At 32.7% G+C, this 15637-nt stretch carries 16 protein-coding genes; 9 read left to right on the forward strand and 7 right to left on the reverse strand.

Annotated features, from left to right (window positions below; all coding sequences use genetic code 11):
• Positions 1-55 precede the first annotated feature (55 nt).
• The 6 genes from IAI56_RS01145 to IAI56_RS01170 all read left to right on the forward strand — a co-directional run bounded on the left by IAI56_RS01145 (position 56) and on the right by IAI56_RS01170 (position 6494).
• Positions 56-1516: a lipopolysaccharide biosynthesis protein gene (locus IAI56_RS01145; RefSeq protein WP_187656122.1), complete on the forward strand. Its 1461-nt coding sequence runs from the start codon at positions 56-58 to the stop codon at positions 1514-1516.
• Positions 1517-1521: 5 nt separating this feature from the next.
• Entirely contained in the window at positions 1522-1956 is a 435-nt protein-coding gene (dut, locus tag IAI56_RS01150) for a dUTP diphosphatase (protein ID WP_187656123.1), read from the forward strand.
• A 97-nt stretch (positions 1957-2053) separates the two neighbouring features.
• Positions 2054-3064 carry a sugar phosphate nucleotidyltransferase gene (locus IAI56_RS01155; protein ID WP_187656124.1) on the forward strand — a complete coding sequence of 337 codons (1011 nt, stop codon included), beginning with the start codon at positions 2054-2056 and terminating at the stop codon, positions 3062-3064.
• Positions 3065-3107: 43 nt separating this feature from the next.
• Complete coding sequence (locus IAI56_RS01160; protein WP_187656125.1) at positions 3108-4457, forward strand: tetratricopeptide repeat protein; 1350 nt, start codon at positions 3108-3110, stop codon at positions 4455-4457.
• A complete protein-coding gene (gene lolB1 / locus IAI56_RS01165) occupies positions 4457-5224 on the forward strand; it encodes a lipoprotein insertase outer membrane protein LolB1 (protein WP_187656126.1) in 768 nt (255 codons plus the stop codon). Before IAI56_RS01160 ends, lolB1 begins: the two co-directional genes overlap by 1 nt.
• Positions 5225-5240: 16 nt before the next feature.
• A complete protein-coding gene (locus tag IAI56_RS01170; protein WP_187656127.1) occupies positions 5241-6494 on the forward strand; it encodes a murein hydrolase activator EnvC family protein in 1254 nt (417 codons plus the stop codon).
• Positions 6495-6529: 35 nt separating this feature from the next.
• Here IAI56_RS01170 and IAI56_RS01175 read toward each other — a convergent pair whose 3' ends face one another.
• Positions 6530-7039 (reverse strand): acyl-CoA thioesterase, encoded by a 510-nt coding sequence (locus IAI56_RS01175; RefSeq protein WP_187656128.1) that lies wholly within the window; start codon positions 7037-7039, stop codon positions 6530-6532.
• 59 nt (positions 7040-7098) lie between these two features.
• Positions 7099-8061 carry an HU domain-containing protein gene (locus IAI56_RS01180; protein WP_187656129.1) on the reverse strand — a complete coding sequence of 321 codons (963 nt, stop codon included), beginning with the start codon at positions 8059-8061 and terminating at the stop codon, positions 7099-7101.
• Between the two features lie 103 nt (positions 8062-8164).
• Here IAI56_RS01180 and dprA point away from each other — a divergent pair, with 103 nt between their 5' ends.
• On the forward strand, positions 8165-9268 hold the full coding sequence (dprA, locus tag IAI56_RS01185; RefSeq protein ID WP_187656130.1) for a DNA-processing protein DprA: 1104 nt from the start codon (positions 8165-8167) through the stop codon (positions 9266-9268).
• Here dprA and trpS read toward each other — a convergent pair.
• Positions 9265-10248 (reverse strand): tryptophan--tRNA ligase, encoded by a 984-nt coding sequence (gene trpS, locus IAI56_RS01190; RefSeq protein ID WP_187656131.1) that lies wholly within the window; start codon positions 10246-10248, stop codon positions 9265-9267. The two genes, dprA and trpS, sit on opposite strands and share 4 nt — an antisense overlap.
• Positions 10249-10317: 69 nt before the next feature.
• Here trpS and IAI56_RS01195 point away from each other — a divergent pair, with 69 nt between their 5' ends.
• Positions 10318-11055, forward strand: coding sequence for a lysophospholipid acyltransferase family protein (locus IAI56_RS01195; RefSeq protein ID WP_187656132.1), 738 nt, complete (start codon positions 10318-10320; stop codon positions 11053-11055).
• An 85-nt stretch (positions 11056-11140) separates the two neighbouring features.
• Here IAI56_RS01195 and IAI56_RS01200 read toward each other — a convergent pair whose 3' ends face one another.
• The 4 genes from IAI56_RS01200 to recA all read right to left on the reverse strand — a co-directional run bounded on the left by IAI56_RS01200 (position 11141) and on the right by recA (position 14759).
• Positions 11141-12691 carry an outer membrane beta-barrel protein gene (locus IAI56_RS01200; protein ID WP_187656133.1) on the reverse strand — a complete coding sequence of 517 codons (1551 nt, stop codon included), beginning with the start codon at positions 12689-12691 and terminating at the stop codon, positions 11141-11143.
• A complete protein-coding gene (locus tag IAI56_RS01205; protein WP_169524446.1) occupies positions 12688-13236 on the reverse strand; it encodes an RNA polymerase sigma factor in 549 nt (182 codons plus the stop codon). Before IAI56_RS01205 ends, IAI56_RS01200 begins: the two co-directional genes overlap by 4 nt.
• Before the next feature lie 10 nt (positions 13237-13246).
• Complete coding sequence (locus IAI56_RS01210) at positions 13247-13663, reverse strand: hypothetical protein (RefSeq protein WP_187656134.1); 417 nt, start codon at positions 13661-13663, stop codon at positions 13247-13249.
• 91 nt (positions 13664-13754) lie between these two features.
• The gene (gene recA / locus IAI56_RS01215) at positions 13755-14759 is read right to left on the reverse strand and encodes a recombinase RecA (protein ID WP_169524444.1); all 1005 of its coding nucleotides are present in this window, start codon (positions 14757-14759) and stop codon (positions 13755-13757) included.
• Between the two features lie 141 nt (positions 14760-14900).
• Here recA and IAI56_RS01220 point away from each other — a divergent pair, with 141 nt between their 5' ends.
• On the forward strand, positions 14901-15635 hold the full coding sequence (locus tag IAI56_RS01220) for a lysophospholipid acyltransferase family protein (protein ID WP_187656135.1): 735 nt from the start codon (positions 14901-14903) through the stop codon (positions 15633-15635).
• The last annotated feature ends 2 nt before the right edge of the window (positions 15636-15637 follow it).

Genomic DNA, 15637 nt, shown 5'->3' on the forward strand with positions numbered 1-15637 from the left:
TTTTTATTCATTCGATTTAATAGTTATTTTTGTTACAATTAGTACATAATATACCTTGAGTTTATACAAATCACTTTTTAAACAGACATTAATTTATGGCTTAGCTACGGTTTTGCCAAGGATGATTAGTTTTCTGTTGGTAATGTTACACACGGATAAATTAGTCAAAGCAGATTATGGCGAAACAACAATTCTAATGGCTTACATGGTTTTCTTTAACGTGATTTTATCATACGGAATGGAAACTGCTTTTTTTAGATTTTACAGTGCTGAAGAAGATAAAAAAAGGGTTATACAAACGTCAACGATTTCTATTTTTTGGTCATCAATAGCATTTTTATTTCTTTCTCTTTTATATAGAAACACACTTTCCAGTTGGATAAATGTCGAAGTAGAATTTGTTACTTACGCCATTTGGATTTTGGTTTTAGATGCTTTGGTGATTGTTCCTTTTTCAAAATTAAGAGCTGAGCAAAGACCAATTGTGTTTGCTGTAATAAAGATTGGAAACGTTTTGGTTAATATGATATTGAACTTGTTTTTCTTATTGTATTTGCCAAAGATTGCTCAAAATAATCCAAACGGATTTTTAGCAACCTTATATTTTGATAATTTTCAAATAGGATACATTTTTGTAGCAAATCTTGTAGCGAGTTTGGCTACTTTTGTCGTGCTTTCGCCAGATTATTTACGATTAAAATGGAAATTAGATTTTCAATTATGGAAAAAAATGATGTTTTATGGATTTCCAATTTTAATTGCTGGAATTGCCTTTGCGGTTAACGAACATTTAGATAAAATAATTTTGGAATTTCTTTTGCCAAAGAATATTGGTAAAGCCGAAGTTGGAGCTTATTCCGCTTGTTACAAACTTGGCTTATTTATGGTTTTATTTGCAACCGCATTCCGACTAGGAATTGAGCCGTTCTTTTTTAGTCATGCAAAAAACGAAAATGCCAAACAAACGTATGCTTTAATAACTAAATTTTTTGTAATTTTTGGTTCATTAATTCTTTTAGGTGTTATTGTTTTTGCCGATTTGCTAAAACAAATTATGATTAAAGACGAATCCTATTGGGAAGCTATGAAAGTTGTTCCATTAATTATTTTGGCAAACTTCTTTCTCGGGATTTATAACAACCTATCCGTTTGGTACAAACTAACCGATAAAACAAAAATCGGAGCTTACATATCAATCATTGGCGCAGTTTTGACATTATTCTTAAACTTTCTTCTCATTCCAAAATACAGTTACATGGGTTCAGCAATTGGAACAATTGTTGCCTATGGAAGCATGATGACAATATCCTATTTTCTTGGAAAAAAATATTATTCAATTCCATACGATATGAAAAGAATAGGAAGCTATTTATCGATATCAATACTATTTTCATTTATATCATTTTATTACTTTAGAGAAAATTATTTTGTTGGAATACCGTTAATTATAATTTTTTCAGCATTTATATACGTAAATGAAAAGACAACTATTCTAAAAATTATTAATAGAAATTAATAACCATGACCATAAAAATCATCAATAAATCACAACACGATTTACCTAATTACGAAACCATTGCCTCAGCTGGAATGGATTTACGAGCTAATATTCAAGAACCAATAACTTTGAAATCACTAGAAAGAACCATTGTAAAAACAGGACTTTTCATTGAATTGCCAATCGGTTATGAAGCACAAGTTCGTCCAAGAAGTGGTTTAGCTGCCAAAAAAGGAATTACCGTTCTCAATTCACCAGGAACAGTCGATGCCGATTATCGTGGCGAAATTGGCGTGATTTTAGTAAATTTATCCCAAGAAGATTTCGTTATCGAAAACGGCGAACGAATAGCACAACTAATCATCGCCAAACATGAACGCGCCGAATGGATAGAAGTTCAAGAATTAACCGAAACATCTCGTGGTGAAGGTGGATTTGGCTCAACAGGTGTAAAGTAGTGAGCAGCGTTCGGTCCCAATAAGCAGTTAAAATAAATAGTTAAAAGTATTCAGTCAAGTCTTAATACTTAATACACAAATCTTAATAATAAATAGAATGAAAATAATAGTACCAATGGCTGGTCGTGGTTCCAGATTAAGACCACATACGTTAACAATACCAAAACCATTAATTCCAATTGCAGGAAAACCAATCGTTCACCGTTTGGTTGAAGATATCGCAGGTGTTTTAAATCAACCGATTGAAGAAGTTGCGTTTATCATTCACGAAAGTTTTGGCAAAAAAGTAGAAGAAGAATTAGTTGCTATTGCTCAAAAATTAGGAGCAAAAGGAACCATTTATTATCAAAATGAAGCTTTAGGAACAGGTCATGCTATTATGTGTGCCAAAGAATCTTTGAGCGGTTCAGCAGTTATCGCTTATGCAGATACGTTAATTCGTGCCGATTTCGATTTAGATACATCAGCCGATAGCGTTATTTGGGTAAAACAAGTCGATCAACCCGAAGCTTTTGGTGTAGTAAACCTAAATGCTAATGGAGAAATAATCGAATTAGTTGAAAAACCAAAAGAATTCGTTTCTGATTTAGCTGTCATAGGAATTTACTATTTTAAAGACGTTGCGGTTTTGAAAAATGAGTTACAAGTTGTTTTGGATAATAACATTATTCACGGTGGCGAATACCAAATTAACGACGGAATTAAGCAAATGATGCAAAAAGGCATGAAATTTGTACCAGGAAAAGTAGACGAATGGATGGATTGCGGAAACAAAGACGTTACAGTTGATACAAACAACAGAATGTTAGGCTTTTTACATAATGATGGAGAACATTTGGTAGATTATGATGTGAAGTTAGAAAATTCAACGATTATTCCACCATGTTATATTGGAGAAGATGTAGTTTTAATAAACGCAACCGTTGGACCAAATGTTTCCCTTGGAAAAGGTTGTCACGTTGTTAATAGTACAATAAAAAACAGCTTGGTGCAAACGCATTCTAACATCAAAAACGCCAATTTAGACAATGCAATGATTGGAAATCATGCTACGTTTGATGGTAGTTTCAAAAGTATCAGCATCGGAGACTATTCCGTTTTAGAATAATTCCTAACAGGTTTTTTTAACCTGTTAGGTTTAGTAAAGTATTATGAGAAAATTAGCTTTTTATCAATTCATTTTCGGAATATTTTTTATTCCCAACATTCTTTTGGCTCAAACCGAACCCGAAGATGTTGCTGCGGTTTCTAGTGAGTTTCAAGACAATTATTATGAGTCGCTAAAGCAAAAAGGAATAGAAAATTATGATAAAGCTATCATTGCTTTGGAAAAATGTTTAGCATTGGAACCTAATAATCCAGTGGTGTTTTTTGAATTAGGCAAAAACTATTTGGCACAAAAAAAGTACAAAGACGCTTATGATAATTTTGAAAAAGTAACCAACATCGATTCTCAAAATCGTTGGGCTTGGGTTGGAATGTATGACGTTTGTTATGACACACAAGATTACAATCAAGCCATAATTTTGGTACAAAAACTAGTTGAATTCAAAAGCGAATACAAAGAAGATTTGGTTTCGTTGTACATGAAAACAGCGCAGTTTGACAAAGCTTTAGAATTGATAAACGAGTTGAATGAAACCGTCGGAAAATCAGACAAGCGAGAATTATACAAAGCCGATATTCTAAAAGATGCTAAATATCAGAGTGTTGAAAAAGTTGATTTGCTGAATAAAATCAAAAAAAACCCGAAAGAAGAATCCAATTATATTGCTTTGATTTATATGTATTCACAGAGCAATCAGGAAGAAAAAGCGTTGGAAATCGCTCAAAAATTAGAAAAAGAAATCCCAACATCCGATTGGGCACAAGTAAGTCTTTTCAAATTTCATTTGAATAATAATGATGGTGAAAAAGCCGTAAAATCGATGAATATCGTTTTGCCAAGTGATAAAATTGATTCTAAAATCAAGCACCGAATTTTAAATGAATTTTTGATTTTTGCTAAAAAAAATCCACAGTTTGAACCCGATTTAGACAAAGCCATAGGTTATTTTAATGACGATAAAGACGTAAAAGTTTCCAAAGAAATTGCCAAGTTTTATTACCTAAAAAAAGAATGGAACAAAGCGGAGAAATATTTGAAAATGCATTTGAAATCAGCTCAAGATGATATCGAAGCGCAATTACTTTTGTTACAAACATTTACCGAGCTAACACAATTTGAAAACGTTTCTAAAACGGCTGATGAATTGACGCAACTATTTCCTAATCAACCCGAGTTTTATTACTATGCAGGTTTGGGAAATAATCAGTTGGGTAATTTCAAAAAAGCCAAGGAGTTTCTTGAAACAGGAGTAGATTTAATCATTGATGATATGTCATTGGAAATCAATTTTTATGTACAAATGGGCGAAGCGTTCAATGGATTAGGTGACATGAAAAAGAAAGAAACCTATTTTACCAAAGCAGATGCTTTAATTAAAAAACAAAAAAGATAATGATAAAGAAAATTGCGCCAGCTCTTGTGTTTCTTTTTTTGATTTCATGTAAATCAAAAGCAGTACTTTCCGAAGGAAAAGCGGACGACGTTTTAAGTGCCAAAAAAATAATTGAAAATCATTACAACAATAAATTAGACTATAAAACGTTATACATTAAAGCATCGGCTCGATATGAAGATGATAAACAAAAGCAAAATGTTTCGGCTGATATTCGAATAAAAAAGGATGAAAAAATCTTGGTAAGCATTCGTTTTCTTGGAATAACAATGGCAAAAGCCTTGATTACACCTGATGAAGTGAAGTATTATGAAGTAATTAACGGAACTTATTTTGAAGGAAATTATGAATCGTTAAGTCAATGGCTTGGAACCGAATTGGATTTTCAAAAAGTACAAAACATGCTTCTTGGAAAACCAATGGACAATCTAGAAAACGGAAATTATAAGGAAGAAATCGCTAATAAATTATACCGATTGTTTGCTAAAGACAACAACATCGAAAAAGCATTTTCCTTTGAATCAGAACGATTTTTATTAAAAAAACAAGAGATTAGTCAATTTGATAAAAATAGAATGGTAACGGTTAGTTATCCAAATTTTCAAAATGTTGCTTCGTTAATTTTGCCAACAAATATGTCAATTTCAGCCAATCAAGGAGACAAAAAAACAAATATTGATATTGAATATAAATCAATAGCTGTAGACGAAAGTTTTAATTTCCCATACAGTGTTCCAGAAGGTTATGAAAGAATTTTTATTAAATAAAATACACCGATTTACTATGTCTAAATACGTTTTAGGTTTACTTTTTTTATGTTTTACTTCGCCAATGTGGAGTCAGCTTACGCAAGAACAACTCGAAGAGCGAAAGCTAAAAATTCAGCAAGAAATTCAGGAAAAACAAGAGCTTTTAAAATCTGTTAAGAGCAAAGAAAAATCAGTTGTTAGTCAGTTATTAATCCAGAAAGAAAAAATTGGATTAAAAGAAAAACTCATCCGAACTACTGAAAAACAAACCAAGCTTTTGAGTGATGATATTTATACCAATCAACTAAAAATTAATCAATTAAATAGAGATTTGGTTGAACTTAGAGAAGATTATGCCGAGATGATTCGTAAGTCGTATAAAAGTCGTTCTGAGCAAAGTCGCGCCATGTTTTTATTGTCTTCAGAAAACTTTTTGCAAGCATACAAGCGTGCACAATACATGAAGCAATATGCTAGTTATAGAAAAATGCAAGGCGATGAGATTAAGCAAAAATCAGCTCAATTAATTGCGTATAACGAAAAAATAGGCGCTCAAAAACAAGAAAAAGAAAAGCTAATTATTGAAAACGAAAAGGAAAAGCAAGAGCTTGAAAAAGAAAAACAAGAACAAGAAAAATTAGCCAAACAAATCCAAAAGGAGAAAGGGAAAATATCAGCTGAAATCAAGAAAAAGCAAGCTGAAACCAAAAAGATAGATGCCCAAATTAAGAAATTAATTCGCGATGCAATTGCCGCCGCCAATAGAAAAACAGCAGCTGAAAAAGCAAAATCTAACCCAAAAACAACTGCAACCGAGAAAAAAGCAATTGAATCATCAGACAAGATTATTTTAACACCAGAAGGAAAAATTGTTTCAGATAATTTTAAAGCCAACAAAGGAAGATTACCTTGGCCAGTTGAAAAAGGAGCGATTAGTTTAGGATATGGCGATCAACCGCATCCAGTTTTTAAATCGTTGACAGTTCACAATAGCGGAATTGAAATTTCTACGGAAAGCGGTGCATCGGCTAGAGCAGTTTTTGCTGGCGAAGTAACCCAAGTTCAATTAATCACACCAGTTAAAAAAGCGGTTGTGGTAAAACATGGAGATTTCTTTACAGTATATCAAAATTTAAGTTCGGTAAATGTTCAAGCTGGAGACAAAGTTTCTGCAAAACAATCTTTAGGAAAAATTAGAACTGATGGCGATGGACGAACAGTATTAAAATTTGTGGTTTCTCAAAACTCAAACTATTTTAACCCTACAACTTGGTTAGCGCCGAGATAAAAAGAAAAGTCCCGAAAATTTTCGGGACTTTTTCATTATACAAACAACGCTTTCAATTCGGTAGCATCGTGAGGTTTCATTTTTCCAGCAAGAACCAAACTCAATTGTTTTCTACGTAAAGCAGCATCATATCGAGCTTTTTCTTCTTCGGTTTCAGGAATAATTTGTGGCACTGGAACAGGATTTCCAGTTTCATTAACGGCAACAAAAGTATAAATCGCTTCGTTAGCTTTGGTTCTACTACCAGATTCTCTGTCTTCAATCCAAACATCCAAGTAAATTTCCATCGAAGAGTTGAAGGCACGCGAAACTTTGGCTTCAACAGTAACAACACTTCCCAGCGGAATAGATTTGTTAAACGCTACGTGATTTACCGATGCGGTTACAGTTATTCTACGTGAATGTCTTCGCGCAGCAATACTTGCAGCTCTATCCATTCTAGCCAATAATTCGCCACCAAATAGGTTATTTAAAGGATTGGTTTCACTCGGTAAAACTAAGTCGGTTAAAATCGTTAACGATTCTGAAGGATGTTTTGGGTTCATACTTTTTTTTGCAAAGGTAATTACTGCAAATAAAAAATCCTGATTTCTCAGGATATATTTTATAATTCTTCAATTAGTAACCAAGCATCTTTATTATCTAGCTTTTTGATGTCTTTCATCGCATCGTGAGCTTCGGCATAAGAAGAAAAACTTCCATAAAGAACAGGAAATAAACCGTGCTTATTTGCTGGCAAACGTTTCGCTTTAAAGCCTAATCGAAGTAATGTTTTATATGCGTTTTCGGCATTGCTTTCTATTCTAAAAGCACCAGCAACAACGTGATAAGGTTGTTTGTCTTCGCTTTTTGGAACAGTTAACGTTACACTCGGCAGCGGATTATCGATAAAAAAAGTGGCTTCTTGTATTTTTTGATTTACTTTTTTCTGAACATTAGTTTCTACTAAAAGTGTTTCTTGAGCAATTTGGTTTTCGTAGTTTTCATACAATTTAAAACCAACAGCACTTGAAATTCCAGCGGTAAGCACAAAAACAGCGGCATATTTTAACCAATTTCTATTATTGCTTTTTTCTGGAGTAATAGTAATTGGAGCAATTTCTTCCAAAGTTTCCACTTGTTCTTTATAAACTTCACGTAGTGTTTCTCTTTGAACTGATGGCGAAGTATAAGAACTTAATCCGAATGATTCTTTTAGATAATTAACATGATCAACAGGAATAAAAACTAGATTTTTTTCAGAATTTAAACTGAAACCCCCAACATTTTTCAACGTAAATTGACCAATTTCTTGAATGGTGTTTTTCCAAAGATTTACTTCATTTTGAATAACAGTTACAGCAACTTCATAGGTTATTTTTTCGGCTTGCGCCAAATGATTTGCCAGTAATCCGTCGTTATTTTTTAAATAAGGATTAAACGAAATAGATTTCTTTGGAGGAAAAAATGAATGTGAACTTTCGTCAATTTGTGCCGACTGAAATTCGGTTAAAAACGCACCAAATCCAGGCACGGTAACACATTGATAGCGGTATAATAATTGGGAAATATGGTGTTCAATCTTCATAGTAGCAAATTTAGATAAACAATACTTTTGACAAAAAAATATTCACAATATTTATTAACAATCGAAATAAAAAAATGTATATATTGCCTCACAAATAGTTAGGATGATTTTAGACGATTTACAGTATGTTTTAGCTTTACAAAAAGTAGAAGGTGTTGGTGATATTGTTGCCAAAAAACTCATTAACCATTGCGGTTCAGCCCGAGAAGTTTTTAATTCGAAATCGCAACACTTAAAAAGTATTGATGGAGTTGGCGATGTTTTGATTAAAAATTTGAAAGATAAAACCGTTCATGAAAAAGCGGAACAAGAATTAAAATTCATCGAAGCCGAAAAAATCAAATTTTGTTACTATCAAAACGAAAATTATCCTGATAGATTAAAACATTGTATCGATGGACCAATTCTTCTTTTCTCTGCAGGAAATATTGATTTCAATAACCGAAGAATGATTAGCATTGTTGGAACGAGAGAAATTACTTCGTATGGAACTGAATTTTGTAAAAAACTAATCGAAGATTTAGCGGTTTTCAATCCAATAATCGTTAGCGGATTTGCTTATGGCGTTGATATTGTGGCTCATAAAGCGGCAATGGACAACAATCTTCAAACTATTGGAGTTTTAGCACATGGATTAAATCAGATTTATCCTAAACCGCATAAAAAATATGTTGCCAAAATGGAACAAAAAGGTGGTTTTCTAACCGAGTTTTGGAGTAATTCCAATCCTGATAAAGAAAATTTTGTTCGCAGAAATCGGATTGTTGCTGGAATGAGCGAAGCCACGATTGTAATTGAAAGTGCCGAAAAAGGTGGCTCGTTAATCACGGCAAATATTGCTAATGATTACAGCCGAGATGTTTTTGCCGTTCCAGGAAGAACAACCGATAAGTTTAGTCAAGGTTGCAACGATTTGATTAAAACCCAACGCGCTAATTTAATGACATCGGCGGCAGATTTAATTTACAATCTCAATTGGGAATTGGAAAATAAACCAACAAAATCGATACAAAAACAACTTTTTGTTTCCTTAGATAATGACGAGCAAAAAATCTATGATTATCTCCAAAAAAATGGAAAGCAACTACTAGATGTAATTGCTCTCGATTGTGATTTTCCAATATTTAAAATCTCTTCTATACTGCTGAATATGGAATTGAAAGGTGTAATTCGTCCGTTGCCAGGAAAATTATTTGAAGCGGTTTAGTTTTTTTCAAACCCCAATTTTTCTCTTACTTTATTCAAAACGCCATCAGCAACTAGGGAAGCTTTTTTGGCACCTTCTTTTAAAAGTTCGTCCACTTCATTTAGATTATTGATGTAGTAATTGTATTTTTCTCTTTCGGTTTTAAAACGTTCTACGATAAGTTCAAACAATGCTTGTTTAGCATGACCATAACCAAAATCACGATTAACGTTTTGGTATTTCACTTTCATCTCAGCAATTTGCTCAGCATTGGCAACTAATTTATAAATCGCAAAAATTTTACACGTATCTGGATTTTTCGGCTCTTCAAGTGGCGTGCTGTCGGTTTCAATGCTCATAATTTGCTTGCGCAATGCTTTATCATCTAAGAAAATATTGATGATATTACCACGAGATTTACTCATTTTATGTCCGTCAGTTCCAGGAATGTACATGGTTTCTTCTTGCACTTTTCCTTCAGGAAGTACAAAAGTTTCGCCCATTTGATTGTTGAATTTAGAAGCAACATCACGAGTAATTTCGATGTGTTGCATTTGGTCTTTTCCAACAGGAACAAAATCGATGTCATACAACAAAATATCTGCAGCCATCAACATTGGATAAGAAAATAATCCGGCATTTACATCGGCTAATCTATCGGCTTTGTCTTTAAAAGAATGTGCTAAAGTCAAGCGTTGAAACGGAAAAAAGCAGCTCAAATACCAAGATAATTCAGCCGTTTGTGCTACATCACTTTGACGATAGAAAACAACTTTGTTTACATCTAAACCACAAGCAAGCCAAGTTGCCGCAACACTATATGTATTTGCTCGAAGCGTTTCGCCATCTTTTATTTGAGTAATCGAATGCAAATCGGCGATAAAAAGAAAAGTTTCATTTTTTTCGTCTTTTGATAACTCAATGGCTGGAATAATTGCTCCTAATAAATTTCCTAAATGTGGCGTTCCTGTACTTTGTACTCCGGTTAATATTCTTGACATTTTTTTGATTTTACCGCAAAGTTAATCGTTTGTTACAAAAATTGCATACGTTTTATTACATTTGACAACATGAGAACAGTAAAAATTATTTTTTGGACATTATATCGAGTTTGGTTTTATATCCTAATGGCGATTCCAATAATAGTGATGTTTCCGTTTTTGTTCATTTCGATACTTTCGGAAAAATGGTATCCTTATTTTTTTATCATGGCAAGAATTTGGGCAAAATGTATTCTTTTTGGAATGGGTTTTCCGACCAAAGTTACTTTTGACCAAGAAATAGAAGAAGGAAAAAGTTATATGTTTGTTGCCAATCATACTTCGATGACTGATATTATGCTGATGCTTTCTATTGCTAAAAACCCGTTTGTTTTTGTTGGAAAAAAAGAACTTTCAAAAATTCCGTTATTTGGATTTTTCTATAAACGAACTTGTATTTTGGTTGACAGAAGCAGTTCCAAAAGTAGAATGGAAGTTTTTCAACGCGCACAAAAACGTATCAGTCAAGGTTTGAGTATTTGTATTTTTCCCGAAGGTGGCGTTCCTGACGAAAGTATTTTGTTAGATGAATTTAAAGATGGTGCTTTTCGATTGGCACTTGAACACGAACTTCCAATCGTTCCAATGACTTTTTATGACAACAAACGTCTTTTTTCATATACTTTTTTTAGTGGAAGTCCAGGATTGATGCGAGCAAAAGTGCATCGTTTTTTTGAAACTAAAAATCAAAATCCTGAGTATAAAAAAACATTGAAAGAAGAAGTGAGAAATGTGATTTTAGTTGAATTGCAAAATGATTTAAAATAAAAAAGAGTTCCGAATTTCGAAACTCTTTTTAGTTATTGCTCGAAAGCCAATAACACCACTTAACTATCTTTAAACTAAACTAAACTTAAAATCGATAACTTACACCAGTGTAAATTCCAAAAATATAGGGTTTGAAATTTTGTGAATCTCGGGTGAAAGTATTGAGTTGGTATTTGAATGTTGGTTCAATTCGCGCTTGAAAATTCTTTAAAAAGCCATAGTTTAAACCAACACCAAAGTTGGTACTAAAATGGACAGAATTCAAGTTAGTCGCTTCGCCAATTTTCATCGTCATATCATCGGTTTGAAGAAAAACTTCGTTTTCATTAAGGAATAAAGTACTCATTCCACCAAGGATTTCTACGCCAAATTTTTTGTCAACTAATTTATAAGAAACCTCGAAAGGCATTTCGATGTAACCCATTTTTTGGTTTAATACACCAAGATTTTGTTCTCCTTGTGTTCGGTTAAAAGTTGTTACAACATTTTTAATAGGAACAATTTCTATTAATGAACCTTGAAGCGTTGGATCAACATTTCGCATCATTCTGGCATTACTATTTTGAAAAAATGTAATATCATTGGTGTTATAATTAACAGTAAAAGCATTAACTCCAGTTCTAATTTTTACTTTTTTGGACACAGCATAATCAACGGCAACACCATAACTAATGTTGTTATTGTAGCTTTTGGTATTTTCATCCAAAGCATTGTCAAGCGGCGAACCGTTCTCGAAAGAACCAAAGTAAATAGGAGCAAGATTAGGTGTAACTTGCCACCTATTTAATTTTTGTTCTTTGGCAATCTGTTTTTCTTTTTCATTTAGCAATTCTTCCAATTCGTTTTTTTCTACAGTAGCAACAGCTGTAGAATCTTTTGGAATAGTAATGTCACCTTTTATAGCAATATTGTCTTGATTTTTCATAGCAATTTTATCAGTTCCAATATTGTTTTCTGTTTTCAACGGATTTTGATTTTCAATCAAAGTTGAATTGTTTTTTTCTTTAGCATCTTTAGCCAAATTGTTTTCGGCTAAAGGATTTTTATTGTTTTCAAATGCAGCAGTGTTTTCGGATACTGTATTGAATTTGGTGTTTTTATGGTTCGATTTTTTATGTTCTGTTTTTGTTGCAACAGCTTCTTCTTTAGCTATAATAATTCCAGAATTTTTTTGTTGAACCGTTTTTTTCTTTTTGTTGTTTGTATTTAATTTTGTTGATTCCGATGAATTTGCTTCGTTTATAGTTTCGTCAGAAGAATTGCTTTCGGATGAACTACTATTTTCGGTTGAGACAATGGCGTTTTGATTGTTTTCGGATGCATTTTTGTTAAAAATAACATCAGATTTTTTATTGTCTAACGTATCATTTTCATCAGAACTTTGTTTGTTGTTGTTATTAACGACAATACCGTTAGAAGTATTTATGGTTTGATTAGTATTGGAATTCCAAACCAATAAACCAACCACGAAAAGTGCTGCAACACCAGATGATATCCACCAAAAAGGTATCACGCGGCGTTTTTTCTTTTCTTTTAGTTTTTCTTCTATGTTTTCCCAAACAAATTCTGGCGGACTGACTTCAAAATTTTGAAATTTCTCCTGAAAGAGTTGGTCTAAATTTTTTCTTGTACTCATTTTACGGATGGTATTTTTTTACTACCAGTATTTTGTTCTATTTTTTCTTTTAAAATCATTTTTGCTCTGGATAAATTGGATTTTGATGTGCCAATATTTATCGAAAGCATGTCTGCAATTTCTTGATGTGAATAGCCGTCGATAGTATAAAGATTGAAAACCAATCGATATCTATCGGGTAATTCCTGAATGATTTTGGTTAAAAACTCGATGGATATTTCCTCTTCGTTTTCAATTTCTACGTCTATTTCTTCGGGAACATTGTCGTTTACTAAACTCAAAAAGGTTTCTTTTCGATATTGTTGAAGAATGAAGTTAACCATTACTTTTTTAATCCAGCCATCAAAAGAACCTTTAAAAGAAAACAGATGAATTTTTTCAAAAATGAGTAAAAATCCATCTTGCAAATTATCTTGTGCTTCGGTATAGTTACGAGAATACTTCAAGCAAACAGAAAACAATTTTGGAGCATATTGTCGGTATAATTGTTCTTGTGCTTTTATGTCATTCTTTTTACAATCATTTATGAGTTGTTCTATACTCAAAGTCTACTATTTAATGATCAACAACTACTTCGTGCACAATATATTGGTCAGTTCCGTTAGTATCAACTCCTGTCCAAAATCTAAAGTGATATGTTCCTATTGCTTTTGGTTTGAAACTTAATGGAACGGTTAGTGGATAATTGTTTCCACTACCATCAATACAGTTTGAATTACTAACTTTTGAACAATAAACAGCAACTGTTCTTTCATTACCAATGCTGTTATAATAAAAATTCGAAAACACGTGACATGATGTTGGTCTTATGTATGTAACCGGAATTTCAGTAATGCTATCAACCCTAAATTTAGTTGGCATTTCTACACTTGAAACGGGTACAATTTCTGGATTAAACCCTTCATTTGTGTTCTCAAGACTACATGAAAACAATAGTAAACTTGATAATGTTATAAAAATAAACTTCTTCATTTTTGGTATTCTTTTTCAGTTAGATGTTCTATTTTACTAATGGTTGCGTTAGTTTTATAAAAAAATCCCGCTTTTAACGGGATTTAACATTTTAAGCATTATTTTCTTTGATATACTCTTTGATTTTTTGTTCCAATTCGTCGGCTAATTCTGGATTGTCTTTAATTAAAGCTTTTACGGCATCACGACCTTGTCCAAGTTTTGTATCGCCGTAACTGAACCACGAACCTGCTTTTTTAATAATTTCAAATTCAACAGCCAAATCCAAAATCTCTCCAGTTTTTGAAACACCTTCGCCATACATGATGTCAAATTCAGCGGTTTTAAATGGTGGTGCAACTTTGTTCTTGATTACTTTTACCTTGGTTCTGTTACCAATTACATTTTCACCGTCTTTGATTTGTGAAGCGCGACGAATATCTAAACGAACAGAAGCATAGAATTTCAACGCATTTCCTCCAGTTGTTGTTTCAGGATTTCCAAACATTACCCCAATTTTCTCTCTCAACTGATTGATAAAAAATACAGTACAATGTGTTTTACTAATTGTTCCAGTTAATTTTCTCAAGGCTTGTGACATTAATCGAGCGTGTAATCCCATTTTTGAATCGCCCATTTCGCCTTCAATTTCACTTTTTGGTGTTAAAGCGGCAACCGAGTCAATAACCACAATATCAATTGCTCCTGAACGGATAAGGTTTTCGGCAATTTCCAAAGCTTGCTCTCCGTTATCAGGTTGCGAAATGATAAGATTTTCAATATCAACACCTAATTTTTCAGCATAATGTCTGTCAAAAGCATGTTCGGCATCAATAAATGCTGCAATTCCGCCAGCTTTTTGAGCTTCGGCAATGGCATGAAGCGTTAACGTTGTTTTACCCGAAGATTCTGGACCATATATTTCGATAATTCTTCCTTTTGGATAACCATTTACACCCAAAGCTAAATCAAGACCAAGCGAACCCGAAGAAATAACTTCTACTTCTTCAACAGCTCTGTCGCCCATTTTCATAACGGTTCCTTTTCCGTAAGCTTTATCTAGTTTGTCTAATGTTAATTGTAATGCTTTTAATTTGGCTTCTTTTTCTGAACTCATTTTCTCTTTTATAAATTGATTTGCACTTATTTTTCGTAAAAATAATGCTTTTTTTGATGTGAAATTCAACAATAATTTAAGATTTATAAACAATCTAAAGCCAAATATAATCCGTACTTTTGTATTCTATTTTTGAAAACTATGGAAAAACTGGTTTCTTACCCGATATCAGTCGTTTATTATTTGTGTTTCGGATTGACATTGGTTATTTTTCATCCAATTCAATGGATTTGTCTCAATGTTTTTGGATATCAAGCGCACAAAAAAAGTGTAGATTACCTAAATCTGTTTTTAGTCAGATGTACGAATATTTTAGGAACAACTTATTCAGTTAAAAACAAAGAAGTCATTCCAAATAATGTCCCGATAATTTTTGTGGCAAATCATCAAAGTTTGTATGATATCATAGGGATTATCTGGTATTTACGACGATTTCATGCTAAGTTTGTCAGCAAAAAAGAATTAGGAAAAGGCATTCCGAGTGTTTCTTATAATTTGCGTCACGGAGGTTCAGTTTTAATCGATAGAAAAGATCCAAAACAAGCTTTACCAGTAATTAAAGGATTGGGTGAATACATTGAAAAAAATAAACGGTCAGCTGTAATTTTCCCAGAAGGAACGAGAAGTAAAACCGGAAAACCAAAGGAATTTGCTCAGAGCGGTTTGAAGATTTTATGTAAATATGCACCGAATGCTTATATAGTTCCAATTTCAATTAATAATTCATGGAAAATGGTCAAATTTGGTGCTTTTCCAATGGGATTAGGAAATAAATTAGAATTTATAATTCATCAACCAATGGCGGTAAAGGATTATTCATTTGAAGAAATCATCCAAAAAACAGAAAGTGCTGTTGTAAGCGCTATCAAAATATAATT

The organism is Flavobacterium macrobrachii (genome assembly GCF_014486675.1).
Taxonomy (GTDB): domain Bacteria; phylum Bacteroidota; class Bacteroidia; order Flavobacteriales; family Flavobacteriaceae; genus Flavobacterium; species Flavobacterium macrobrachii.

Bases quoted from the DNA above. Each gene is read 5' to 3' on its own strand.
- IAI56_RS01200 (WP_187656133.1), bottom strand. From the start codon at position 12,691: ATGAGTACAAGAAAAAATTTAGACCAACTCTTTCAGGAGAAATTTCAA.
- dprA (WP_187656130.1), top strand. From the start codon at position 8,165: ATGATTTTAGACGATTTACAGTATGTTTTAGCTTTACAAAAAGTAGAA.
- recA (WP_169524444.1), bottom strand. From the start codon at position 14,759: ATGAGTTCAGAAAAAGAAGCCAAATTAAAAGCATTACAATTAACATTA.
- trpS (WP_187656131.1), bottom strand. From the start codon at position 10,248: ATGTCAAGAATATTAACCGGAGTACAAAGTACAGGAACGCCACATTTA.
- IAI56_RS01210 (WP_187656134.1), bottom strand. From the start codon at position 13,663: ATGAAGAAGTTTATTTTTATAACATTATCAAGTTTACTATTGTTTTCA.
- dut (WP_187656123.1), top strand. From the start codon at position 1,522: ATGACCATAAAAATCATCAATAAATCACAACACGATTTACCTAATTAC.
- IAI56_RS01175 (WP_187656128.1), bottom strand. From the start codon at position 7,039: ATGAACCCAAAACATCCTTCAGAATCGTTAACGATTTTAACCGACTTA.
- IAI56_RS01220 (WP_187656135.1), top strand. From the start codon at position 14,901: ATGGAAAAACTGGTTTCTTACCCGATATCAGTCGTTTATTATTTGTGT.
- lolB1 (WP_187656126.1), top strand. From the start codon at position 4,457: ATGATAAAGAAAATTGCGCCAGCTCTTGTGTTTCTTTTTTTGATTTCA.
- IAI56_RS01180 (WP_187656129.1), bottom strand. From the start codon at position 8,061: ATGAAGATTGAACACCATATTTCCCAATTATTATACCGCTATCAATGT.
- IAI56_RS01155 (WP_187656124.1), top strand. From the start codon at position 2,054: ATGAAAATAATAGTACCAATGGCTGGTCGTGGTTCCAGATTAAGACCA.
- IAI56_RS01195 (WP_187656132.1), top strand. From the start codon at position 10,318: ATGAGAACAGTAAAAATTATTTTTTGGACATTATATCGAGTTTGGTTT.
- IAI56_RS01170 (WP_187656127.1), top strand. From the start codon at position 5,241: ATGTCTAAATACGTTTTAGGTTTACTTTTTTTATGTTTTACTTCGCCA.
- IAI56_RS01160 (WP_187656125.1), top strand. From the start codon at position 3,108: ATGAGAAAATTAGCTTTTTATCAATTCATTTTCGGAATATTTTTTATT.